Origin of the sequence: Amycolatopsis pithecellobii (assembly GCF_009707865.1) — a bacterium.
Taxonomy (GTDB): Bacteria; Actinomycetota; Actinomycetes; order Mycobacteriales; family Pseudonocardiaceae; genus Amycolatopsis_E; species Amycolatopsis_E pithecellobii.
Genome location: NZ_WMBA01000038.1, coordinates 41,849 through 64,553 on the forward strand (window position 1 = coordinate 41,849; position 22,705 = coordinate 64,553).

General features: G+C 68.3%; 22 protein-coding genes. 18 read left to right on the forward strand and 4 right to left on the reverse strand.

The features are described 5' to 3' along the window. Positions 1-6: 6 nt before the first annotated feature. A complete protein-coding gene (gene menE, locus GKO32_RS22650) occupies positions 7-1,131 on the reverse strand; it encodes an o-succinylbenzoate--CoA ligase (protein WP_312868353.1) in 1,125 nt (374 codons plus the stop codon). A 158-nt stretch (positions 1,132-1,289) separates the two neighbouring features. Between menE and GKO32_RS22655 the strand changes: the two genes are divergently transcribed. Together GKO32_RS22655 and GKO32_RS22660 are read left to right on the forward strand one after the other, a co-directional pair. Beyond that, positions 1,290-1,592 carry a hypothetical protein gene (locus tag GKO32_RS22655; RefSeq protein WP_154758883.1) on the forward strand — a complete coding sequence of 101 codons (303 nt, stop codon included), beginning with the start codon at positions 1,290-1,292 and terminating at the stop codon, positions 1,590-1,592. Between the two features lie 91 nt (positions 1,593-1,683). Continuing rightward, a complete protein-coding gene (locus tag GKO32_RS22660; protein ID WP_154758884.1) occupies positions 1,684-1,947 on the forward strand; it encodes a PIN-like domain-containing protein in 264 nt (87 codons plus the stop codon). A gap of 15 nt (positions 1,948-1,962) precedes the next feature. Here GKO32_RS22660 and GKO32_RS22665 read toward each other — a convergent pair whose 3' ends face one another. Further along, the gene (locus GKO32_RS22665; protein ID WP_312868355.1) at positions 1,963-2,886 is read right to left on the reverse strand and encodes a 1,4-dihydroxy-2-naphthoyl-CoA synthase; all 924 of its coding nucleotides are present in this window, start codon (positions 2,884-2,886) and stop codon (positions 1,963-1,965) included. 57 nt (positions 2,887-2,943) lie between these two features. On the opposite strand from GKO32_RS22665, the gene menD reads away from it, so the two are divergent. The 3 genes from menD (at position 2,944) to GKO32_RS22680 (ending at position 6,670) form a co-directional block, all read left to right on the forward strand. Then, positions 2,944-4,599: a 2-succinyl-5-enolpyruvyl-6-hydroxy-3-cyclohexene-1-carboxylic-acid synthase gene (gene menD / locus GKO32_RS22670; protein ID WP_312868356.1), complete on the forward strand. Its 1,656-nt coding sequence runs from the start codon at positions 2,944-2,946 to the stop codon at positions 4,597-4,599. Positions 4,600-4,669: 70 nt separating this feature from the next. Next, positions 4,670-6,181, forward strand: coding sequence for a M1 family metallopeptidase (locus tag GKO32_RS22675; protein WP_154758886.1), 1,512 nt, complete (start codon positions 4,670-4,672; stop codon positions 6,179-6,181). Positions 6,182-6,202: 21 nt separating this feature from the next. Beyond that, entirely contained in the window at positions 6,203-6,670 is a 468-nt protein-coding gene (locus GKO32_RS22680; RefSeq protein ID WP_312868357.1) for a DUF3592 domain-containing protein, read from the forward strand. Here GKO32_RS22680 and GKO32_RS22685 read toward each other — a convergent pair. Next, complete coding sequence (locus GKO32_RS22685; RefSeq protein ID WP_312868358.1) at positions 6,667-7,497, reverse strand: inositol monophosphatase family protein; 831 nt, start codon at positions 7,495-7,497, stop codon at positions 6,667-6,669. The genes GKO32_RS22680 and GKO32_RS22685 overlap by 4 nt on opposite strands. 154 nt (positions 7,498-7,651) lie before the next feature. Between GKO32_RS22685 and GKO32_RS40220 the strand changes: the two genes are divergently transcribed. Then, entirely contained in the window at positions 7,652-8,773 is a 1,122-nt protein-coding gene (locus tag GKO32_RS40220) for a glycosyltransferase family 4 protein (RefSeq protein WP_312868359.1), read from the forward strand. Between the two features lie 2 nt (positions 8,774-8,775). After that, a complete protein-coding gene (locus GKO32_RS22695) occupies positions 8,776-9,882 on the forward strand; it encodes a glycosyltransferase family 4 protein (protein WP_312868365.1) in 1,107 nt (368 codons plus the stop codon). Positions 9,883-9,884: 2 nt separating this feature from the next. On the opposite strand, the gene GKO32_RS22700 is transcribed toward GKO32_RS22695, so the two are convergent. After that, the gene (locus tag GKO32_RS22700; RefSeq protein ID WP_208024513.1) at positions 9,885-10,661 is read right to left on the reverse strand and encodes a hypothetical protein; all 777 of its coding nucleotides are present in this window, start codon (positions 10,659-10,661) and stop codon (positions 9,885-9,887) included. 299 nt (positions 10,662-10,960) lie between these two features. Here GKO32_RS22700 and GKO32_RS22705 point away from each other — a divergent pair, with 299 nt between their 5' ends. From GKO32_RS22705 to nuoI, 11 genes are all read left to right on the forward strand, one after another. Continuing rightward, entirely contained in the window at positions 10,961-11,686 is a 726-nt protein-coding gene (locus tag GKO32_RS22705) for a class I SAM-dependent methyltransferase (RefSeq protein WP_154758888.1), read from the forward strand. Positions 11,687-11,713: 27 nt separating this feature from the next. Then, complete coding sequence (locus GKO32_RS22710; RefSeq protein ID WP_154758889.1) at positions 11,714-12,985, forward strand: geranylgeranyl reductase family protein; 1,272 nt, start codon at positions 11,714-11,716, stop codon at positions 12,983-12,985. A gap of 300 nt (positions 12,986-13,285) precedes the next feature. Next, positions 13,286-13,642: an NADH-quinone oxidoreductase subunit A gene (locus GKO32_RS22715; RefSeq protein ID WP_154758923.1), complete on the forward strand. Its 357-nt coding sequence runs from the start codon at positions 13,286-13,288 to the stop codon at positions 13,640-13,642. Position 13,643: 1 nt separating this feature from the next. Beyond that, complete coding sequence (locus GKO32_RS22720) at positions 13,644-14,186, forward strand: NuoB/complex I 20 kDa subunit family protein (RefSeq protein WP_154758890.1); 543 nt, start codon at positions 13,644-13,646, stop codon at positions 14,184-14,186. Between the two features lie 6 nt (positions 14,187-14,192). Next, positions 14,193-14,954, forward strand: coding sequence for an NADH-quinone oxidoreductase subunit C (locus GKO32_RS22725; RefSeq protein ID WP_312868360.1), 762 nt, complete (start codon positions 14,193-14,195; stop codon positions 14,952-14,954). Continuing rightward, complete coding sequence (locus GKO32_RS22730; protein WP_154758891.1) at positions 14,951-16,342, forward strand: NADH-quinone oxidoreductase subunit D; 1,392 nt, start codon at positions 14,951-14,953, stop codon at positions 16,340-16,342. The genes GKO32_RS22725 and GKO32_RS22730 overlap by 4 nt, the downstream gene beginning before the upstream one ends. Further along, positions 16,342-17,052 carry an NADH-quinone oxidoreductase subunit NuoE gene (gene nuoE / locus GKO32_RS22735; protein WP_154758892.1) on the forward strand — a complete coding sequence of 237 codons (711 nt, stop codon included), beginning with the start codon at positions 16,342-16,344 and terminating at the stop codon, positions 17,050-17,052. The genes GKO32_RS22730 and nuoE overlap by 1 nt, the downstream gene beginning before the upstream one ends. Continuing rightward, positions 17,049-18,341: an NADH-quinone oxidoreductase subunit NuoF gene (nuoF, locus tag GKO32_RS22740; protein ID WP_154758893.1), complete on the forward strand. Its 1,293-nt coding sequence runs from the start codon at positions 17,049-17,051 to the stop codon at positions 18,339-18,341. The genes nuoE and nuoF overlap by 4 nt, the downstream gene beginning before the upstream one ends. Continuing rightward, a complete protein-coding gene (locus tag GKO32_RS22745; protein ID WP_154758894.1) occupies positions 18,338-20,773 on the forward strand; it encodes an NADH-quinone oxidoreductase subunit G in 2,436 nt (811 codons plus the stop codon). Before nuoF ends, GKO32_RS22745 begins: the two co-directional genes overlap by 4 nt. Then, entirely contained in the window at positions 20,773-22,092 is a 1,320-nt protein-coding gene (gene nuoH, locus GKO32_RS22750; protein ID WP_154758925.1) for an NADH-quinone oxidoreductase subunit NuoH, read from the forward strand. Before GKO32_RS22745 ends, nuoH begins: the two co-directional genes overlap by 1 nt. After that, entirely contained in the window at positions 22,079-22,645 is a 567-nt protein-coding gene (nuoI, locus tag GKO32_RS22755) for an NADH-quinone oxidoreductase subunit NuoI (RefSeq protein WP_154758895.1), read from the forward strand. Before nuoH ends, nuoI begins: the two co-directional genes overlap by 14 nt. Positions 22,646-22,705: the final 60 nt, after the last annotated feature.

Below are 22,705 nucleotides of genomic sequence, written 5' to 3' on the forward strand. Positions count from 1 at the left end.
GACCTGTCAACCAATCCCAGGGAAAAGTCGGGAGACAGCCCCGCGGTCGACCTTTCCCGGGCCCCGCAGCGGCAGGGCGTCGACGAATTCGAACCGCTTCGGCACCGCCGCGGCACCCACCGTGGCCCGCACCGCCGCCCGCAAATCCGCGATCTCGACCGGGCCGTCCGTGATCACCGCCGCGGCGACCGCCTCGCCCCATTCGGCGTCCGGCAGGCCCACGACACACGAGTCGCGAACCCCGGTACACGCGCCCAGCGCCCGTTCCACCGCCGCCGCCGACACCTTGACCCCACCGGTGTTGATCACGTCGTCGAGCCGGCCGAGGACCTCGACGCGACCATCCGCCAGCCGTCCCCGGTCTCCTGTCCGGAACCAGCCGTCGACCAGCGCCTCCGCGGTGAGATCCGGCCGCAGCCGGTACCCGTGGGTCAGCACGGGACCGGCGATCAGCACCCGCTCGTCAGGACCGATCCGCACCTCGACGCCGTCGAGCGGCACGCCGTCGTACACGCACCCGCTGGCCGTTTCGCTCATCCCGTAGGCCGGCACAATGGGCACGCCTGTCTCCGCGGCTCTGTCCCGCAACGCCGGCGGCGTCGCGGCGGCGCCGATGATGATCGCGTCGAAGGCGCGTGCCGCCGCCAGACCCCGGCCACCGGCGTCGAGAATGCGGGTCAGCTGGGTCGGCACCAGCGCGGTGTAGCGCGGGCCGTCCTCCCGCAGGACGGGCGCCGCGGCGTCGGCGAACAGCTCGCCGTCGAACCGCCCCGGCGGCAGCACGGCGCACGCCGTCCCGGCCAGCAGCGAACGCACCATGACCTGCAGTCCACCGATGTAGTTCGCCGGCGTCGCGAGCAGCCAGTGCCCCGGCCCGCCGAGCCGCTCGTGCGTCGCCGTCGCCGAGGCACGCAGCGCGTCCGCCGAGAGCAGGACCCCTTTCGGCTCACCGGTCGAGCCGGACGTCGCGATGATCACCGCGGTCCCCGGCTCCACCGGTTCCGCCGGTGCGATGGCCGTCAGCAGTGCGTCGGACCCCGGCGCCAGCGGCAACAGCGCCTCACCCCCGTCGAGCGCCGCGGCGAGCGCGTCCCGAAGCTGCGCGACCTCGTCGGTCCAGACCACGTGCACGCGGAAACCTCTCGGCAGTCGTAAGTATCGAGTCTCTGATGGTTCGGTGTGCCATTCTTACCCCGTGACGACCCTCGTGCTTGACCAGGAGATGTACACGGAGGCCGAGGCCGCTCGGTTGCTACGTGTGTCACAGCGCACCCTCAATTCGAGTTCCGATGAAGGAGCTCCGCGCGTTCATCACGAAGTTGCGCGAGGAATATGGCGTGCCGTACCCCGTCAGTGGCCAGTATCTGCTGACCGCTCCTTCCGACGCGTTCGTCCAGCGAGTCGAATGGGCCGACGATGTCGCCGTGGCGTGGCGCCCTCACGACGAGCCGAAATCGGAAGTGCGGATACGCCCAGACGTCCGGTTTGGCCGGCCTGGAGCCAGCGTCGCCGAAGTTGCCGATGACTTCGACCTGACGGTTCGAGATGTGCGCTGGGCGGTCAGCTACGAAAACGCTGTACGCGCGGCGTGAGTGAACGAAACGCCAAGAAAGCGGTCGTTCGCTTCTACATCGACGCGGACCTGCTTGGACTTGCGAAGCTGTTGGTTCAGGTGCGTTGCCTGTGGTCTGCCGCAGCAACTGGCTCATCATCACCCGCGACTGGCACATCAACGATCATCGAGCAGAGATCGCCGCGGTGCGTGACCATGGGGCGCGCACGGTCACATTGGCGAGTAAGCACGCCGGAAACAAGTTCGAACAACTTGAAGTCGTGATGTGCCGTTGGCGAGATATCGAAGCATCGACGGAGCGTCCTGGCCCTTTCATCGACGAAGCGACCAGGACGACGTTGAAAGAACTGCCATTGGGCGTTGGCCGCACCTGACTTGTCGGATCGCGCTCAGTAGTAGTAAGGGAAATCGGACCAGTTGGGGGTGCGTTTCTCGAGGAACGCGTCGCGTCCCTCGACCGCTTCGTCCTGCATGTAGGCCAGGCGCGTGGTCTCACCGGCGAACAGCTGCTGGCCGACCAGACCGTCGTCGATCAGGTTGAACGCGTACTTGAGCATCCGCTGAGCTGTGGGCGATTTGCCGTTGACCTCCCACGCCCATTGCAACGCCTCGGCCTCCAGCGAGTCGTGCGGCACGACCGAGTTCACCGCGCCCATCGTGTGCATCTGCTCGGCGGTGTACTCGCGGCCGAGGAAGAAGATCTCGCGCGCGAACTTCTGCCCCACCTGGCGGGCCAGGTAGGCCGAGCCGAACCCACCGTCGAACGAGCCCACGTCGGCGTCGGTCTGCTTGAACCGCGCGTGTTCGGCCGAGGCCAGCGTGAGATCGCACACCGCGTGCAGCGAGTGCCCGCCCCCGGCCGCCCACCCCGGCACGACGCAGATGACCACCTTCGGCATGAACCGGATCAGCCGCTGCACCTCGAGAATGTGCAGGCGGCCGGCCCGCGCCGGGTCCACCGTGTCCGAGGTCTCGCCGCTGGCGTACTGATAGCCGGACCGACCGCGAATACGCTGGTCTCCACCGGAGCAGAACGCCCACCCGCCGTCCTTGGGCGACGGGCCGTTCCCGGTGAGCAGGACGCAGCCGACGTCCGGGCTCATCCGCGCGTGGTCGAGCGCGCGGTAGAGCTCGTCCACGGTGTGCGGCCGGAAGGCGTTGCGGACCTCGGGCCGGTCGAACGCGATGCGCACGACACGCTTTCCGGAGCGTGTTTCGGCGGAGCGGTGGTAGGTGATGTCGGTGAAGCCGGAACCCTCGACCTCGGTCCACGCGGCGGGGTCGAACAGCTCGGAAACCTGGGCGTCATGCACGTTTGGGAGAATAGGACCTGTGGCCGAGATGACGGACGACACACCAAGGGTGACCTGGTGAACCCATCGACCGCACAGGCCAGGGTTCTCGTGGACGAACTCGTTCGCAACACCGTGTCCCACGTGGTGCTGTGCCCCGGTTCGCGCAACGCGCCGCTTTCGCTGGCACTGCACGACGCCGCGACCGCGGGAAGGCTTCAGCTGCATGTCCGGATCGACGAGCGGGGCGCGGCGTTCCTCGCGCTCGGCATCGCCGCGCGGACGGGGCGTCCGGTCGCGGTGGTCTGCACCTCGGGCACGGCCGCGGCGAACTTCCACCCCGCGGTGCTGGAGGCCGACCGCGCCGGGGTGCCGTTGATCGTGCTGACCGCCGACCGGCCCCCGGAGCTGCGGGCTGCGGGCGCGAACCAGGTCATCGACCAGCGACATCTCTACGGCGACGCGGTCCGGTACTTCGACGAGCTTGCCGTCGCGGAGCGGCGGGCCGGGCAGAACGCCTACTGGCGCAGCCAGATCTGCCGGGCGTGGAACGCGGCCTACGGCGAGTGGCGGTGCGGGCCGGTGCAGCTGAACATCCCGTTCCGAGAGCCGCTGGTCCCCGATGGTTCGAACGACTGGTACGAGTCGCTGGACGGCAGGCCGGGTGGGGCGCGTTGGACGGAACTGCCCGACTTCGGTGCCCTGCCGTCGTTTGTGGTGCCCTCGGCCCGGTGCGGACTGGTGATCGCCTGTGACAGCGGGGTGCGCGCGGCCAGCGAATGGGCGCAGCGGCACGGCTGGCCGATGGTTTCGGAGACCGGCGGTCTTGGCCTGTCCGGTGAGACGGGTATCGCCAGCGGGGTGTGGTTGCTGGGCGCGGAGAAGTTCATCGCCGAGCACAAACCCGAGCAGGTGCTGTGCATCGGGCGGCCGACGGTGTTCCGGCAGGTGCAGGCGCTGCTTTCGGACGCGGACGTCGAGGTGCTGCTGGTGCGGCCCGACTCGGACTGGCCCGCGCCCGCGCACAACGTGCGGCAGGTCGGCCAGTGGTTCGACGAACCGACGAAACCGGCCGACCCGGAATGGCTGGCGAGCTGGCAGCGTGCGGACAGGGCGGCGCTCGCGGCTGTGAGCACTGCTCTCAATCGAGAGCAGTGGCCCAGCGGGCTGCGGATCGCGTCGGAGTTGATCGACACGTTGCCGCCGGACGCGCTGCTCGTGGTGGGTTCGTCGAACCCGGCGCGGGACGTGGCACTCGCCGGCCGGATGCGGCCGGACGTGCTGGTGCACCGCAACCGCGGGGTGGCCGGTATCGATGGCACGGTGTCCACGGCGATCGGCGCGGCGAGCGTGCATCGGGGGCATTCGTACGCCCTGCTCGGTGACCTGACTTTCCTGCACGACGTCAACGCTCTGCTCGCGGACGATCGGCCGGACCTGACCATCGTGGTCCTCAACGACGACGGCGGCGGGATCTTTTCCTTGCTGGAACAGGGCGCGCCCGAGCACCAGGACTCGTTCGAGCGGGTCTTCGGCACCCCGCACGGCGCGGACCTCGGGTCGTTGTGCGCGGGTTTTCAGGTGCCGCACCAACGGGTTTCCGGCGTCGCGGAGTTCCGCGAGGCGCTGCGGCCCGCCCCCGGCCTGCGGGTCGTGGAGGTACAGGTCGACCGTTCGCGCCATCGCGAGTTGCACGCACGCGTGCGCGAGGCGGTTTCGGCGGTGCTCGGCTGAGCGTCCCAGAAAGTAGGACCCTCCTTACGGCCGTACCCGGTGGGGATCTTTCCGGCTAGATTTCCGCGCCATGCACATGCGAACCCGCGTGGGCCTGGGGGCTGTCGCCACCGGCATCGCGACCACTTTGTTCACCGCCACGGCCATCGCCGCACCCGAGCCGGGTGCGCCGGGCGCCGGCGATCCGTATTACCCGTTCGCGGGCAACGGCGGTTACGACGTTTCGCACTACGACATCCGGCTGACCTATCAGCCGGCGACCGACCAGCTGGCCGGCACCACGACGATCCGTGCCAAGACCACGCAGAGCCTGTCGAGCTTCGATCTCGACTTCGGGTTGCACGTCAATTCCGTGCTGGTCAACAACATTCCGGCGCAATTCCACCCGCACCCCGACGAGAACGGCGAACTCGTCGTCACTCCGGCCAAGCCGCTCAACCCGAACCAGACGATCACCGTCGTGGTCAACTACGCCGACACCCCGTCGAAGGTCGTGATCGACGGCTACACGGCGTGGAAGAAGACGCCCGACGGCGCGCTCGCGGTGGACGAGCCGCAGAACTCGCAATGGTGGTTCCCGGCCAACGACCACCCGACGGACAAGGCCACCTACGACATTTCCGTCGAAGTCCCCGACAACGTCTCCGCGCTGTCCAACGGCACGCTCGTGCGCAAGACCAAGCAGCGGGCCGGCTGGACGCGGTGGAACTGGCGCAGCACCCAGCCGCAGGCGACGTACCTCGCGACGCTGGAGGTCGGCGCGTTCGAGGTCGACCAGTCCATCACGCCGGACGGCAAGCCCTTCGTCACCGCCTATGACCCGGCCACCGGCGAGTCGCTGGAGGCGGCGAAGTCGAGTGTCGAGCGGACGCCGGAGATCGACGAGTTCCTCGGGACGAAATTCGGCCCGTACCCGTTCGAAGCGCAGGGCGGGGTGGTCTCGACAGGCCTGTCGTTCGCGCTCGAAGCGCAGACGCGGCCCGTGTACGGTGCGGCGTTCTTCCGGTCCGGGAGCAACACTTCCGTTGTGGCACACGAAAACGCGCACCAGTGGTTCGGTGACGCGGTCTCACTCGGCCGCTGGAGCGACATCTGGCTCAACGAGGGTTTCGCTTCCTACGCCGAATATCTGTGGTCCGAGCACGAAGGCGAAGGCACCCCGGCCGAACTGGCGCAGTACATCTACGACCTGTATCCGGCCGATGATCCGTTCTGGCAGGTGCTGCCGGGTGACCCGGGCGCGGCGAAGCAGTTCGACGATGCCGTGTACGACCGCGGCGCACTGACCTTGCAGGCGCTGCGCAGCACGGTCGGCGACGAGGCGTTCTTCAAGATCCTGCAAACGTGGGTCGCCGAGCACAAGGGCGGCGCCGCGAGGATCGAGGACTTCATCGCGCTGTCCGAACGGGTTTCCGGCAAGCCGTTGCAGGACCTGTTCCGGACGTGGTTGTTCACCGCGGGCAAACCGGCGGCGGGCCCGAACGGGGCGAGCACGTTCGCGGCGGCTGTCCGCCCGGTGCCGAAGTCGTACCCGCAGATCCAGCGGACACACGAACTGCTGGCGGCCGCCGACGGGCACTGACGTCGTGGCTACTCTGGAAGGGTGACGAAGACCGAAGGCCGGCCGCGCATCCTGCGCCGTGTCGTGCTCGGCGCCGCGGCATTGATCACCGTGGTGTGCGTCGGCCTGCTCTTCGCCGCCATCCGCAATGACGAGGCCATCACGAGCCACCTCGGCGCCGCGAACGCCGAGGTGGACTCGGTCTCGTGGGACCGGACGATCATCCGGTTCGACACCCCGGATGGCATCGTGCACATCCCGGCGAACGGCGTGCTGTACCCCGGCGGCCTGGTCGCGGGTGCTCTGGTGCGTATCGAGTACGACACCGGCAACCCGGAGCTGGCCAGGGTCGCAGGCCGCAGCGCGACGCTGACTCTGCTGCCGCTGGGCACGACGATCCTCGGCACGTGGGCCGTGGCGATCGGGTTGCTGTGGTTGCTCCGCCACCGCACACGCCGCATGCCACCGACGCCCGCCGAACGCGAACCGGCGATGACCGCCAAGCCCTAGCCGGCGGTTTCCTGCCACCAGGCCAGTACTTCCTCCGCCGCGCTGGGGGCGGCGACCAGCAGTCCGTCGGCGGGCAGCGCCGTCCCCGCGCCCCGCCGGTCGAGCACCGCCGCGCCGGCTTCGATCGCCAGTGCCACCGAGCCGGCGACGTCCCACTCGTGGTAGCTGTGCAGCACCGCGGCCGAGGCGTGGCCGAGCGCGACCTGCGCGATCGACAGCGCCGCCGAACCCAGCACCCGCACCCCGGCGTGTGCGGCGGCGGCACGTTCGATGAACTCGCCCATCCCGGGCCACGGGCCGCGCCGCGCCAGTTCGGTGCAGACGATCGCGCCTTCGGTGATCCCGCGGTCGATCAGCCGCACCGGTTTGCCGTTGGCCCGTGCGCCGCGGCCGCGGGCGGCGGCGTAGATCTGCGCGCGATACGGGTCCGCGACCACCCCGACCACCGGCCCCGACGAGTCGATCAGCGCGAGGCTGTAGGCGCACCACGGCACCCCGGCGACGTAGTTCGCGGTCCCGTCGACCGGATCCACCACCCAGCGGTACGGCGCGTCCTCGGCACCATGGTCGGCGCCGAATTCCTCGCCCACCACGGGAATTCCGGGGAACTCCGCGGTCAGCACCCGCCGCGTGTGCCGCTCCAGGATGCGGTCCGTATCGGTGACCCAGTCGAACGGCGAGTCCCTGGTATCGGGATGGGCGCCCCGGCCCGCGGTCGCGGTGATGACGTCGGTGGCTTCGTTGGCGAGCCGTCCGGCGACCTCGAGCGCTCGTGACAGCAGGCCCGGTTCGACCGGCTGGGACGGGCGGGCGGATAGGAGGGTCACGCCGGTTTAGTGTGGCCGCACCGAGTGTCCACGACGCTACGAAGAGATGAAGTGTCTACTCTGAAAGGCGCAGCTTCGAGAAGTTCCGGCACCGTTTCCTTGGCAGTTACACGACCTTCCCCGGACGAACCGGGCATCGTGAGATTTTGACTGGGTGCGCGTCGCCATCGTCACCGAAAGCTTCCTTCCGCAGGTGAACGGCGTCACCAACTCCGTACTGCGTGTCGTCGAGCATCTGCGCGACCGCGGACACGAAGTGCTGGTGGTCGCCCCCGGTCTGACCGGTCCCGCGGACTATCGCGGTGCGCCCGTGGTGCGCATCCCCGCCGTGGACCTGCCCGTGGTCAACTCGCTGCCGATCGGGCTGCCGACCAGGACGGTGCTCACGGCGTTGTCCGCGTTCCAGCCCGATGTGGTCCATCTGGCTTCGCCGTTCGTGGTCGGTGCTCGCGGGCTCGCCGCGGCCAGACGCCTCCGGGTGCCCTCGATCGCCGTGTACCAGACCGACATTCCCGGGTTCGCCACCGCGTACGGCCTCGGCCTCGGTGCCCGCGCCGCGTGGCGGTGGGTGCGGCGGCTGCACAGCAAGGCGGACCGGACGCTCGCGCCGTCGAGCGACTCGGTGCGGAACCTGCGTGCGCACGGGATTCCCCGGGTGTACCGCTGGGGCCGCGGGGTCGATGTGGAGCGGTTTTCGCCGGCGCACGCCGATCCGGCGTTGCGCGCCGAGCTTGCCCCGAACGGTGAGCTGCTCGTCGGGTTCGTCGGCAGGCTCGCGCCGGAGAAGGAAGTCGACCGCCTGGTGGCGCTCGCCGGAATCGACAGGATCCGGGTCGTGGTCGTCGGTGACGGGCCCGAGCTCGAGCTGTTGCGGGAACGCCTCCCCAGTGCCGCTTTTCTCGGCGCGCGGTACGGTGACGAGCTTTCCACCGCATACGCCAGCCTCGATGTCTTTGTCCACACTGGACCATACGAGACGTTCTGCCAGGCGGTGCAGGAGGCGATGGCGTCCGGACTTCCGGTCCTCGCACCGGACGCCGGTGGGCCCAAGGACCTGGTGCTGCCGGGACGCACCGGCTACCTGCTGCCCGCCGACCGGGCCGGGTTCGAGCGTGAGCTGCCGGCCAAACTGAACGACCTGAGGGATCCCGCGTTGCGGGAACGGTTGGGGCGCAAGGCTCGCAAGGTCGTACTCGGCCGCACCTGGCCCGCCGTCTGCGACGAGCTCGTCGGCCACTACGAGGCCGTGACCGGCCGCGTCGCCCGTGCGGCGTGACCGTGCACATCGTTCAGCTGGCGAACTTCTACGGGCCACGATCGGGCGGGTTGCGCACCGCACTGCACCATCTCGGTGCCGGGTATGTCGCAAGTGGACACCAGGTGACGCTGGTCGTGCCGGGAAGCGCTTTCCAGGATGAGTTGCTGCCCAGCGGGGTCCGGCGCTTTTCCTTGCCGGCGCCCAAGATTCCGGGCACCGGTGGTTATCGCGCGGTGGACCCGTTCCGGGTGCAGGCGCTGCTGCGCGGGCTGCGACCCGATCGGCTCGAGGTGTCCGACCGGCTGACGCTGCGCGGGATGGGCGCGTGGGCGCGGAGGAACGGGGTACCGAGCGTGGTGATCTCGCACGAGCGGCTGGACCGGTTGCTGGAACAGATCCTGGTGCCGCCACCGCTGGCCCGCAGCCTTGCGGACGTCGCGAACCGCCGAATGGCGGGAAGCTACGACAAAGTCGTTTGCACCACGGAGTTCGCGCGTGAGGAGTTCGACCGGATCGGCGCGCCGAACGTGCAGCGCGTCCCGCTGGGGGTGGACCTGGCCGCGTTCGCGCCGGGCAGGCGTGACACCGGCTGGCGCACCGAGCTGGCCTGCGGTGCCGACGCGCTGATCGTCCACTGTGGACGGCTTTCGCCCGAGAAGCACGTCGAGCGCAGCGTGGACACCGTCGCCGAGCTGACCGAGGCGGGGGACAAGGTGCGGCTGGTGATCGCGGGAGACGGCCCGCGCCGCCGTGCGCTGGAAAAGCGGGCGCGCGGGCTGCCGGTCACCTTCCTCGGTTTTGTCGCCAACCGCACCGAAGTGGCCAAAATCCTGGCCAGCGCCGATGTTTCACTCGCACCTGGTCCACATGAGACATTCGGGTTGGCCGCGCTGGAGGCTCTGGCGTCGGGCACACCTGTGGTGGTTTCCCGGTCTTCGGCGCTACGGGAGATCGTGCGGCCGGGTTGTGGCGCCGCCGTCGCCGATCAGCCCGGTGCCTTCGCCAGCGCGATCACCGGGCTGCTGGAGAGCCCGGAGGAGCTGCGTCGTGCGGCGGCCCGTGCCCGCGCCGAGGAGTTCACCTGGCCGAAGTCCGTACACGGCATGCTGTCGTTGATGCCGTCCTGAGCCTACTCGTACACCACATACACCGGTTTCGGTTGCAGCGTCATGACTTCCGCCGGTGTCATCAGCCGGCTGCCGTTGCGGGTGTCCTCGTCGTAGAACAGCTTGAACCCGGCCTGCACGTGATCGGGTTTGCCCTTCATAACCAGGTTCCACGTCGCGAGCTTCGATTCCGGCGCGCCGATCCCGTCGACCACCTTGATCGGGACCACGCCGTCGCGGGGCCGCAGATCGGCCTCGTTACGCACCACCGACGCCGCGACCTGGTGGTACACCAGCATTTTCGGCGGCAACCCGTGCTGCTGGACCAACCCGGCCAGATAGGACGAAACCTGGTCCAGCACGGCACCTTCGACGTGCCCGTACTTCTTGCCCGGCACGACACCGGGGTCCACGGCCCACTCCGGATCGAGTGCGATCCCGACGTCCGGCTCGGTCAGCCAGTGTTCGTAGGCGCGGACTTCGGTGGGGAAATCGGCGTGTCCCGGCTGGATGTTCAGCAGCAGCGGGCCGCCGAGCCGCCGGGCCTCGGCCAGATACGACTCGACGGTGCTGTCGGACTCGCGGCTGCGGTAGAGCCCGTCGGGGCCGGGGGTGGCGTGCACCCGGGTGGCGATCAGTTCGACCACGGGCCCGGCCTCGGGATAAGCGGAAAGTTGTTGCCGCAGCTGCTCTCCCGCGGCGGTGAGGTTGCCGGTCATCCGCCCGAGCGCCGGCGCGTTCGGCCCGCCGCAGAAGCCGACGCGCAGCGTGGGCGTGGGTGGCTCGGGCGGCGGTGTCACCGATGTGGTGGACGGAGACGGCTCCGGTGGAGGCGGTGGTGCCGGCGGAGGGGCAGCCGGAGCGGCGTCCGTACGACCGCACGCGGCGGCCAGGCCAAGCAAGGACAAAAGCAGAACGCTCCTACGGCTGGTCTCCTGTGCACCCACGGAGCGTGCCTCCTTCGTCACCGCCTTTGGACCAGTACTGGAGGTAACCACTGTCGCGAGTTTTACACCTCCAGGTGACACCTATTCGTGAATTCGTCACGAAAAGCCAGCCTCAACGGGAGCCGCCGGGCCCAGCGGGCTAATTTCTAGGCATGGCCCGAGCGAACCTCGACAAGGACCCGCACCAGGTCGCAGCGATGTTCGACGACGTCGCGGGCGGATACGACCGCGCGAACTCGTTCATGACCTTCGGCTTCGACCGTCGCTGGCGGACCACCACGGCACGGGTGCTGGACGCGAGAAGCGGCGAGAAGGTGCTCGATCTCGCCGCCGGCACCGGGGTGTCCACGGCGGAGTACTCCCGCGGCGGCGCGTGGTGCGTCGCCGCCGACTTCTCGCTCGGGATGCTCCGTCGCGGTAAGCACCGCGAGTTGCCGATGGTCGCCGCCGACGCGCTGCGCCTCCCGTTCGCCGACGACAGTTTCGACGCCGCGACGATCAGCTTCGGCATCCGCAACTTCGTCGACACCAAGGCCGCGCTCGTCGAGCTGCTGCGCGTGGTCAAACCCGGTGGGCGGCTGGTGATCCTCGAGGTGTCCACCCCGCCGTTCGCGCCGATTCGCTTCCTCTACCGCATGGTCATCCGCCGCGCGACGACCTTGCTCGGGCGGCTCACCTCCAGTAACCCGGAGGCCTACTCCTACCTCGCGGAGTCGATGGCCGCCTGGCTCGACCAGCGCGCGCTCGCCGAGACGATGGCCGCCACCGGCTGGCAGAAGGTGGAATGGCTCAACCTCACATTCGGCGCCGTCGCCATCCATCGCGCGGTGAAGCCCTCCGTAGCGCCGGCCCCTCGCCCGACCACCACCCCCGAATGACGCGCTGCGCGCGGCTAGTCTTTTGGCATGACTCAAGACGCCCAGGTGATCGTCGTCGGGGCCGGACCAGCCGGATCGACCGTGGCCACGTACCTGGCGCGTGCCGGGGTGGACGTCCTGCTGCTGGAGAAAACCACGTTCCCGCGCGAGAAGGTGTGCGGCGACGGGCTGACTCCGCGCGGTGTCAAGCAACTCATCGACCTCGGCGTCGACACGAGCCAGGAGGCAGGCTGGGTGCACAGCCGTGGCCTGCGCATCCTGACCGGTGAGCTGACGCTGGAACTCGACTGGCCCGAACTGACCAGCTACCCGCCCTACGGCGTTTCCCGTACCCGGCACGATTTCGACGATCTGCTCGCGAAGATCGCGGTCAAGGCCGGCGCGCGGTTGCGGGAGCAGACCACGGTGACCGGGGCGATCACCGACGAGCGGACCGGGCGCGTGATCGGCGTGGAGGCGCGGTCCGGCGCGGAGAAGACCCCGGTCCGCTATCACGCGCCGCTCGTCCTCGCGTGCGACGGGGTGAACGCGAAGCTCGCCCGCTCCGTCGGCATCGACACCGATGGCAAGCGCCCGATGGGCGTCGCGGTGCGCCGCTACTACAAGAGCCCGCGGCATGACGACGCGTTCATCGAGGGCCACCTCGAACTGTGGGACCGCAGCGACCCGCGCAACCCCAAGCTGTTGCCCGGCTACGGGTGGGCGTTCCCGCTCGGCGACGGCACGGTGAACGTCGGCCTCGGCATGCTGTCCACTACGAAAGCCTTTCGTAACACCGATTATCGTGCGCTGCTGCGGTCGTGGCTCGACTCGACACCGGAGGAATGGGGCTACCGCGAGGAAAACGCGGTCGGTCGCGTCGGTGGCGCCGGGCTGCCGATGGGCTTCAACCGCACCCCGCACTACCGCGACGGGCTGCTGTTGCTCGGCGACGCGGGTGGCATGGTGAGCCCGTTCAACGGCGAGGGCATCTCGTCGGCGATGGAGTCGGCGCAGCTGGCCGCGGAGTTCGTCGTGCAGGCGCTGGCCCGCCCCGAAGGGTCCTCGAGGGAGCGCGCCCTGTACGGTTATCCCTTGGCGCTCAAGGAACTCATGGGCGGGTACTACCGTCTCGGCAACCTGTTCGCGAAGGCCATCGGGAAGCCGAAGGTGATGCGCGCCGCGACCAAGTACGGGTTGCGGATCAACCCGCTGATTCCTCTTGTCTACAAGGGACTTTCCGGTTGCTACGACGCCAAGGGCGGGGACGCGGTGGACCGGATGATCGCGCTGGCCGCCCGGTTGACGCCCAGCGCGTGATGTCGTTCGCGTGGGTTATGTCACATTGACTCTCCGTGAAATCGGACGGCTTTGCTGATCTTGGTCGGTTGTCCCAGCTCTCCGGCTCGCGGCCCGTTTCTGGCCTCGCGGCAAGTTAGGGCGGCCTTAAATGAAGGACCCCGCGACAACGTTGTGAGGTACGTCCTACACTGCCCCCATGCTTTGTGAACCCGTTCACAACTTCGTAGGGAAGCTTGTGAACAGTTTCACAATCACCGCGACGCTGCGGAAGGGGTTTGACACGTGGTGTTAGCGCAGGGTGCGTCTGCCAGCCCGGCGATGTACGTGCCGCTGGTCATCTTGTTCGTGCTGGCGGCCGGCTTCGCCGTGCTGTCCGTGCTGCTCGGCCCGCTCGTGGGCCCGAGCCGCTACAACAAGGCGAAGCTGCAGGCCTACGAGTGCGGGATCGAACCGTCACCGCAGCCGCTGGTCGGCGGCGGCCGGATGCCGGTGGCCTACTACATCACCGCGATGCTGTTCATCCTTTTCGACATCGAGATGGTCTTCCTCTACCCGTTCGCCGTGAACGCGGACGCGCTCGGCCTGTTCGGGCTGGTGGAGATCCTGTTGTTCATCGCCACGGTCGGTTTCGCCTACGCGTATGTGTGGCGCCGCGGCGGGCTGGATTGGAACTGAGATGGGTCTGGAAGAGAAGCTCCCCAACGGGATCCTGCTGGCCAGCCTCGAAGGTCTGGTCAACTGGGCCCGCAAGAACTCCTTGTGGCCGGCCACTTTCGGGCTGGCCTGCTGCGCCATCGAGATGATGACCACCGGCGGTTCCCGTTACGACATCGCGCGATTCGGCATGGAGCGGTTCTCGGCGACCCCGCGGCAGGCGGATCTGATGATCGTCGCGGGCCGGGTGACCCAGAAGATGGCGCCGGTGCTGCGCCAGATCTACGACCAGATGGCCGAGCCGCGCTGGGTGCTCGCGATGGGTGTGTGCGCGTCGTCGGGCGGGATGTTCAACAACTACGCGGTGGTGCAGGGCGTCGACCACATCGTGCCGGTCGACATGTACTTGCCCGGCTGCCCGCCGAGGCCGGAGATGTTGCTCGACGCGATTCTCAAGCTGCACGCCAAGATCCAGGACGAGCCGATGGGCCCACGACGGGCCGCGCTCAAGGCGGGACAGCGCACCGAGCTGATCCCGTCGTCGATCAAGTACGCGAAGAAGTGATCCCGAGTGCCTGAGCAGAAACCAGAACCGGGCGGCGAACAGTCCAGCGCCGAGCGCGCGGAAAACGGGCTGCAGCCCCACGGTGCCCGCCCGGCCGAGCCCGTGGTGGCTGGCCGTGCGCGCGCCGGCATGTTCGGCGTGCGCGACGCCGGTGACACCTCCGGCTACGGCGGACTGCGGTTGCCCGCGTACACCCCGGCGCCCGCGGAACGCCCGTACGGCGGCTGGTTCGACGAGTTCGCCGACCAGTTCTTCGCCGCACTGGCCGAAAACGACGTGCCGGCCGAGGCGGTCCAGCAGATCACCGTCGACCGCGGCGAGATCACGCTGTACCTGGACAAGCAGTACCTCGTGCAGGCCTGCCGGATCCTGCGTGACGACGCGGGGCTGCGGTTCGAGCTGTGCAGCTCGGTGTCCGGAGTGGACTATGGGCCGGATGTGCCGCAGCGGCTGCATTCGGTGTACCACCTGACGTCCATGACCTACCGGCGCCGGGTCCGGCTCGAGGTCACGCTCGACTGCAACGACGCTGAGGAGCCGCACGTTCCGTCGGTGGTCGAGGTGTACCCGACCGCCGACTGGCAGGAGCGGGAAGCCTACGACATGTTCGGCATCGTCTACGACGGACATCCCGCGCTCACCCGCATTCTGATGCCCGACGACTGGGACGGTTTCCCGCAGCGCAAGGACTACCCGCTCGGCGGGATTCCGGTGGAGTACAAGGGCGCGGAGATCCCACCGCCCGATCAGCGGAGGTCGTACTCATGAGTACCGATCGACTGTCGGACGTCACGACCGGCACGGACACCAGCGCACCCGGCTCGGATAGCACAGGCAGCGCGGACATCTCCGGCTACGCGGAGTCCCGCGAAACCACCGAAGGCCGCGTCTACCACGTCAGCGGCGGTGACTGGGACGACGTGCTGTCCGACGCCGAGCACGACGAGCGCATGGTCATCAACATGGGGCCGCAGCACCCGTCGACGCACGGCGTGCTCCGGCTCGTGCTCGAACTCGAAGGCGAGACGGTCACCCAGCTGCGGTCGGTGATCGGCTACCTGCATACCGGGATCGAGAAGAACACCGAGTACCGCACGTGGACCCAGGGCGTCACGTTCGTGACCCGCATGGACTACCTGTCCCCGCTGTTCAACGAGCTGGGTTACTGCCTCGCCGTGGAAAAACTGCTGGGCGTGGAGGTGCCCAAGCGGGCGCAGCTGATCCGGGTGCTGCTGTGCGAGATCAACCGCATCGGTTCGCACCTGGTGTACATCGCGACCGGTGGCATGGAGCTCGGCGCGACCACGGCGATGACGCTCGGCTTCCGTGAGCGTGAGGAAGTGCTGCACCTGCTGGAGTTCCTGACCGGACTGCGGATGAACCACGCGTTCATCCGGCCCGGCGGGATCGCGCAGGACCTGCCGACCGACGCGCACGAGAAGATCAGCGAGTTCGTCAAGGTGATGGACAAGCGGCTTCCCTTGTACGACAAGCTGTTCACCGGTCAGCCGATCTGGCGCAACCGGCTCAAGGGGGTCGGGTACCTGCCGGTCGACGCGTGCCTCGCGCTCGGCGTGACGGGTCCCGTGCTGCGCTCCGCCGGGCTGCCATGGGATCTGCGCAAGGTTGAGCCGTACTCCTCCTACGAGGAGTTCGAGTTCGATGTGCCCACTTCGACGGAGGCGGACTGCTGGGCGCGGTACCTGTGCCGCGTCGAGGAGATGCACCAGTCGCTGCGGATCATCAAGCAGGTGCTCAAGCGGCTCGACGAGCCGGGCCCGGTCATGGTGGAGGACAAGAAGATCGCGTGGCCGGCGCAGCTGTCGATCTCCAGTGACGGCATGGGCAACTCCCTCGAGCACGTCAAGAAGATCATGGGCCAGTCGATGGAATCGCTGATCCACCACTTCAAGCTGGTGACCGAAGGCTTCAAGGTGCCGCCGGGTCAGGTGTACGCGCCGGTCGAGTCGCCGCGCGGCGAGCTGGGTTTCCACGTCGTGTCCGACGGTGGCACCCGGCCGATGCGAGTACACGTGCGGGAACCGAGTTTCGTGAACCTGCAGTCGATGCCCGCGATGTCCGAGGGCGGGCTGGTGGCCGATGTCATCGCCGCCGTCGCCTCGATCGACCCCGTGATGGGGGGAGTGGACCGCTGATGACAGAGCTCTTCGATGCCGACACCGTCGCGAAGGCGCGGAACCTGATCGACCGGTACCCGCAGTCGCGTTCGGCGCTGTTGCCGATGCTGCACCTCGTGCAGTCCGTGCAGGGACACGTGAGCCAGGAAGGCATCGCTTTCTGCGCCCAGCAACTGGATCTGTCCGAAGCCGAGGTCAGCGCGGTCGCCACGTTCTACACGATGTACAAGCGGCGCCCGTGCGGCGAACACCTGGTGACCGTCTGCACGAACACACTGTGCGCGGCGCTCGGTGGGGATGCGATCTACCGGCAGCTGGGCGAGCATCTCGGGGTGGGGCACGAGGAAGTCGCGGGAGAGCCCGGCGCACCCGGTTCGATCATGCTGGAGCACGCCGAATGTCTCGCCGCCTGTGACCTCGCGCCGGTGCTGCAGGTCAACTACGAGTACTACGACAAGCAGAGCCCGGAGTCGGCGATCGAACTGGTGAAAGCGTTGCAGCGCGGGGAAAAACCGGCGCCGACGCGCGGTGCGCCGCTGACCGACTTCAAGGGTGCCGAGCTGCAGCTCGCAGGTTTCTTCCCGGAGGACGAACAGACGTACCGGTCCGAAGTGGACGGTCCGTCGCAGGCGGTGGAAACCCTGCAGGGCGCGCGGCTGGCCGCGGAACGCGGCTGGACGGCGCCCGTGATGGAGGACGTTCCGCTGCCGGAGGTGGAGAAGAAATGACCGACCCGCTGACCCCGGTACTGACGAAACGCTGGCTGTCGCCCGAATCGTGGCGCCTGTCGACGTACGAGGCACTCGAGGGCTACACGGCGATCAAGAAAGCGCTTTCGGGTACCCCGGAACAGCTCGTCCAGCTCATCAAGGACGCCGGACTGCGCGGCCGTGGCGGCGCGGGTTTCCCGGCGGGCGTGAAGTGGTCCTTCATGCCGCCGGACGTCAATGGACGCACTGCCAAGCCTCATTATTTGGTGATCAACGCCGACGAGGGTGAGCCGGGTACCTGCAAGGACATTCCGCTGATGATGGCGGACCCGCATTCGCTCATCGAGGGCTGCATCATCGCCTCGTACGCGATGCGCTCGCACCACTGCTTCATCTACGTACGCGGCGAAGCGCTGCACTGCATCCGCCGGCTCAACGCGGCAGTGCGTGAGGCGTACGGCGCCGGATACCTCGGCAAGAACATCGTGGGCTCCGGTTACCACCTCGACATCACGGTGCACGCCGGTGCCGGCGCGTACATCTGCGGCGAGGAGACAGCACTGCTCGACTCGCTCGAAGGCCGCCGCGGCCAGCCACGGCTCAAGCCGCCGTTCCCCGCCGCGGCCGGCTTGTACGCGGCGCCGACGACAGTGAACAACGTCGAGACGATCGCGAGCGTGCCCTACATCGTCAACGCCGGATCCGACTGGTTCCGCAAGATGGGCCGCGAGAAGTCGCCGGGGCCGAAGATCTACTCGATCTCCGGTCACGTCGAGCGGCCCGGCCAGTACGAGGCGCCGCTGGGCACGACGCTGCGGCAGCTGCTCGAGCTGTGCGGCGGGATGAAGGACGGTATCCCGCTGAAATTCTGGACACCCGGCGGTTCATCCACGCCGATGTTCACGGCCGAGCATCTCGACATCCCGCTGGACTTCGAGGGCGCGGCCGAAGCGGGCTCGATGCTGGGCACCACGGCCGTGCAGGTCTTCAACGAGACGGTGTCCGTGCCGTGGGCCGTGATGAAGTGGACCCAGTTCTACGAGCACGAGTCCTGCGGCAAGTGCACGCCGTGCCGCGAGGGCACGTACTGGCTCGCGCAGATCCTCGAGCGGATGGTCGACGGGAGGGGCACGGAGTCCGATATCGACACCCTGCTCGACGTCTGCGACAACATCCTCGGCCGGTCGTTCTGCGCCCTCGGTGACGGTGCGGTCAGCCCGATCACCAGCGGCATCAAGTACTTCCGCGACGAGTTCCTCGCCCTGTGCGAGAGCAACAAGCGCGAGTTGGTGGGAGCACAGGCATGACGATGGCGCCAGAAGAGCCCAAGGTTGAGGTACCGGAGGGCTACGTCAAGCTCACGATCGACGGCGAGGAGGTCATCGCGCCGAAGGGTGAGCTGCTGATCCGCACCGCGGAGCGGCTCGGCACGGTGATCCCGCGGTTCTGCGACCACCCGCTGCTCGACCCGGCGGGCGCCTGCCGGCAATGCCTCGTCGAGGTCGAGATGGGCGGGCGGCCGATGCCGAAACCGCAGGCCTCGTGCACGATGACGGTCGCAGACGGGATGGTCGTCAAGACGCAGCTCACCTCGCCGGTGGCGGACAAGGCGCAGCAGGGCGTGATGGAGCTGCTGCTCATCAACCACCCGCTGGACTGCCCGGTGTGCGACAAGGGCGGTGAGTGCCCGCTGCAGAACCAGGCGATGGCACACGGCCGCGCGGATTCCCGGTTCGTCGACAAGAAGCGGACGTTCCCGAAGCCGCTGCCGATCTCGACCCAGGTGCTGCTGGACCGCGAGCGCTGCGTGCTGTGCCAGCGCTGCACCCGGTTTTCCGCGCAGATCGCCGGTGACCCGTTCATCGACCTGCTCGAACGTGGGGCGCACCAGCAGATCGGGACGGCCGAAACCGCTGATGTGCTCGACATGGCGTCCCGGACGTCGTCGGGCAAGCCCTTCCAGTCGTACTTCTCGGGCAACACGATCCAGATTTGCCCGGTCGGCGCGCTGACCTCGGCGCAGTACCGGTTCCGCTCACGCCCGTTCGACCTGGTGTCCTCGCCGAGCGTGTGCGAGCACTGCTCGTCGGGCTGTGCGGAGCGGACGGACTTCCGCCGTGGCCAGGTGATGCGCAAGCTCGCCGGCAACGACCCGGACGTCAACGAGGAATGGTTGTGCGACAAGGGCCGCTTCGCGTTCCGGTACGCGCAGGCATCGGATCGGATCCGCCGGCCACTCGTGCGGGACGAGTCGGGTGAGCTTCGCGAGGCTTCGTGGACCGAGGCGATGCGCGTCGCCGCCGCCGGGCTGGCCGTCGCGCGTGACGCGCGTGGTGTGGGCGTGCTGGCCGGTGGCCGGCTCACCTTGGAGGACGCGTACGCGTACGGGAAGTTCGCACGGGTTGCCTTGCGCACCAACGACATCGACTTCCGCGCCCGTGCGCACTCGGACGAGGAGCTGTCGTTCCTCGCCTCCCACGTGGTCGGCACCGAGGGCGTGACCTTCGCGGCGCTGGAGAAGGCGCCAACGGTGCTGTGCGTGGCCTTCGAACCCGAGGACGAAGCGCCGATCGTGTTCCTGCGGCTGCGCAAGGCGGCCCGCAAGCGCGGCGCGAAGATCGTCCACTTGGGACAGTGGACGACGTCCTCGGTCCACAAGACTTTCGGAGAATTGCTGGCATGCGCGCCTGGTTCGGAACCCGCCGCGCTGGCCGGTCTCGCGTCGCACGCGCCGGATCTTGACGTGGCGCTGGCGGCCGAGGGTGCGGTGATCCTCCTCGGTGAGCGAGCTGCCGAGGTGCCGGGCCTGTTCACCGCGGTGCACGAGCTGTCCGCCCGCACGGGCGCCCGGGTCGCGTGGATCCCGCGGCGTGCGGGTGAGCGTGGCGCGCTCGAGGCCGGGGCGGTGCCGTCGCTGCTGCCCGGCGGACGTCCGGTCACCAACGCGACGGCGCGCGCGGAGGTCGAAAAGGCTTGGGGCGTCTCGGTTTCCGACCAGCCAGGCCGGGACACCAACGGGATCGTCGCGGCGCTGGCCGATGGTTCGCTGAGCGGCGTGGTGGTCGGCGGCGTCGATCCCGGCGACCTCCCGGATCCCGAACTGGCGTACCGGGCGTTGGACCGGGCCGAGTTCGTGGTGAGCCTGGAGATGCGGCCGAGCGGTGTCACCGAGCGGGCCGACGTAGTCCTGCCGATCGCGCCGGACGTCGAGAAGGCTGGCAGCTACGTCAACTGGGAAGGCCGCCGCCGCCCGTTCGACATCACGCTCGAGAACACCGGTGCGCTGCCGGACTGCCGGGTGCTGGACACGCTCGCCGTCGAAATGGACGCGGACCTGTTCACGCAGACCCCTGCGGCGGCGTACGGCGACCTGTCCCGGCTCCCGGAATCCAGTGTGCGCCAGGCCTTCGTGCCGGCTTCGGCGGACGGCTCGGGTGCCGGGGTCCGGCTGGCGACGTGGCGCCAGTTGCTGGACAACGGTTCGCTGCAGGCCGACGAGCCGCATCTGGCCGGGACGGCGCGTGCCGTGGTGGCCCGCGTTTCGGCCGGCGCGGCACGTGAGCTCGGTGAGACGGTCACCGTGTCCACCGACCGCGGCTCGATCACGCTGCCGGTCGAGGTGGCCGACGTGCCCGAGGGCGTGGTGTGGGTGCCGGCGAATTCCGGCGACTCGCGGGTACGGGCGAAGCTCGGTGCCGGGCACGGCGCGGTCGTGTCCATCGAAGCGGGAGGCGAATGATGACCCCGTTTTTCGCGCAGGAACAGCTGACGAGGGCCGAGCTGCTGGCTGACGACCCGTGGTGGCTGATCCTGCTCAAGGCCGTGGTGATCCTGCTGATCGGGCCGATCCTGACGATCTTCCTGATCGTGTGGGAGCGCAAGGCGGTCGGCCGGATGCAGAACCGGCCGGGTCCCAACCGGGTCGGCCCCGGCGGGTATCTGCAGTCGCTGGCGGACGCGGTGAAGCTGCCGTTCAAGGAACAGATCATCCCCGACACGGCCGACCGCAAGGTGTACTTCCTGGCGCCGGTGGTCGCGGTGGTGCCGTCGCTGATAGCGCTTGCCGCGATCCCGTTCGGGCCGCAGGTGTCGATCTTCGGTCAGCAGACGGTCCTGCAGCTGGTGGATCTGCCGGTCGGCGTGCTGGTGATTCTGGCGTGCTCGTCGGTCGGGGTGTACGGGATCGTGCTGGCCGGCTGGTCGTCGGGCTCGCCGTACCCGCTGCTGGGCGGGCTGCGCTCGGCGGCGCAGGTGATCTCGTACGAGATCGCGATGGGTTTGTCGATCGTCGCGGTGGTGCTGTACGCGCAGTCACTGTCCACAGGGGACATCGTGAACGCGCAGGCGCACGGCTGGTATTTCTACCTGACGATCCCGAGTTTCGTGATCTACCTGATTTCCATGGTCGGTGAGACGAACCGGGCGCCGTTCGACCTGCCGGAGGCGGAGTCGGAGCTGGTCGGTGGGTTCCACACGGAGTACTCGTCGATGAAGTTCGCGATGTTCTTCCTCGCCGAGTACGTGAACATGGTGATCGTCTCGGCGTTCTGCACGACGTTGTTCCTCGGTGGCTGGATGTTCCCGTTCGTGGGGCTCGACTCGCCGTTGAACAAGGGCTGGCTGCCGCTGATCTGGTTCACTGTCAAGCTGTTTGCGTTGTTGTTCGGGTTCATCTGGCTGCGCGGCACTCTGCCGCGGTTCCGTTATGACCAGTTCATGAAGCTGGGCTGGAAGGTGCTCGTCCCGGCGAACCTGGTGTGGATCGTGGTGGTCGTCGCGTTCCGCGCGGTCCGGCAGAGCGGCGGGTTGTCGACGGGCCAGATCGTGATCGGTGTGGTCATCGTGGCCGTGGTGGCGATCGCGGTGGCGTTGCTGGTGCCGGACAGGCGGCCGCCGCAGGAGGAGGGCGTACCGATCACTGGCGGTGGTTATCCGTTGCCGCCGTTGGATTTGTCGGTGCCGCAGGTGCCGGATCGTGGTGCCGCGAAGAGGAAGCGGCGCAGGGCTGTGGAAACAGCAGAACCCGCGCAGGTTGGGAGTTCCGATGGGAATATTTGATCCTGTCAAGGGTTTCGGTGTCACCTTCTCGATGATGTTCAAGAAGGTGGCGACGGAGGAGTACCCGGAGATCGGCGCACCGGCGGCGCCGCGGTATCACGGGCGCCATCAGCTGAACCGCCATCCGGACGGTTTGGAGAAGTGCGTCGGCTGTGAGCTGTGCGCCTGGGCCTGCCCGGCGGACGCGATCTTCGTCGAGGGCGGGGACAACACGGAGGACGCGCGGTACTCGCCGGGCGAGCGGTACGGCAAGGACTATCAGATCAATTATCTGCGGTGCATCGGTTGTGGCCTGTGCATCGAAGCCTGCCCGACCCGCTCACTGACAATGATCAACTTCTACGAACTCGCCGACGACGATCGTCAGCGCTTGATCTACACGAAGGAAGACCTGCTGGCCCCGCTGCTGCCGGGCATGGAACAACCCCCGCACCCGATGCGCCTGGGCGACGACGAGCAGGACTACTACGTCAACGGCCCAGAACTGGCCCGCGGCCGCGGAGTCCCTTCCGGCGAAACGGTCGAGACAGCCCACGAGGAGGTCATCGGATGACCACCCTTGCTCCTCGAGGGCTCCGCCGCCGTGTCCATTTGGGCGCTGGCCTCGCTTTGC

What these genes read in the sequence shown, in the direction of transcription:
- GKO32_RS22655 (WP_154758883.1), top strand. Translation starts at nt 1,290, where the DNA reads ATGAAGGAGCTCCGCGCGTTCATCACGAAGTTGCGCGAGGAATATGGC.
- GKO32_RS22675 (WP_154758886.1), top strand. Translation starts at nt 4,670, where the DNA reads ATGCACATGCGAACCCGCGTGGGCCTGGGGGCTGTCGCCACCGGCATC.
- GKO32_RS22705 (WP_154758888.1), top strand. Translation starts at nt 10,961, where the DNA reads ATGGCCCGAGCGAACCTCGACAAGGACCCGCACCAGGTCGCAGCGATG.
- GKO32_RS22710 (WP_154758889.1), top strand. Translation starts at nt 11,714, where the DNA reads ATGACTCAAGACGCCCAGGTGATCGTCGTCGGGGCCGGACCAGCCGGA.
- GKO32_RS22715 (WP_154758923.1), top strand. Translation starts at nt 13,286, where the DNA reads ATGTACGTGCCGCTGGTCATCTTGTTCGTGCTGGCGGCCGGCTTCGCC.
- GKO32_RS22720 (WP_154758890.1), top strand. Translation starts at nt 13,644, where the DNA reads ATGGGTCTGGAAGAGAAGCTCCCCAACGGGATCCTGCTGGCCAGCCTC.
- GKO32_RS22730 (WP_154758891.1), top strand. Translation starts at nt 14,951, where the DNA reads ATGAGTACCGATCGACTGTCGGACGTCACGACCGGCACGGACACCAGC.
- nuoE (WP_154758892.1), top strand. Translation starts at nt 16,342, where the DNA reads ATGACAGAGCTCTTCGATGCCGACACCGTCGCGAAGGCGCGGAACCTG.
- nuoF (WP_154758893.1), top strand. Translation starts at nt 17,049, where the DNA reads ATGACCGACCCGCTGACCCCGGTACTGACGAAACGCTGGCTGTCGCCC.
- GKO32_RS22745 (WP_154758894.1), top strand. Translation starts at nt 18,338, where the DNA reads ATGACGATGGCGCCAGAAGAGCCCAAGGTTGAGGTACCGGAGGGCTAC.
- nuoH (WP_154758925.1), top strand. Translation starts at nt 20,773, where the DNA reads ATGACCCCGTTTTTCGCGCAGGAACAGCTGACGAGGGCCGAGCTGCTG.
- nuoI (WP_154758895.1), top strand. Translation starts at nt 22,079, where the DNA reads ATGGGAATATTTGATCCTGTCAAGGGTTTCGGTGTCACCTTCTCGATG.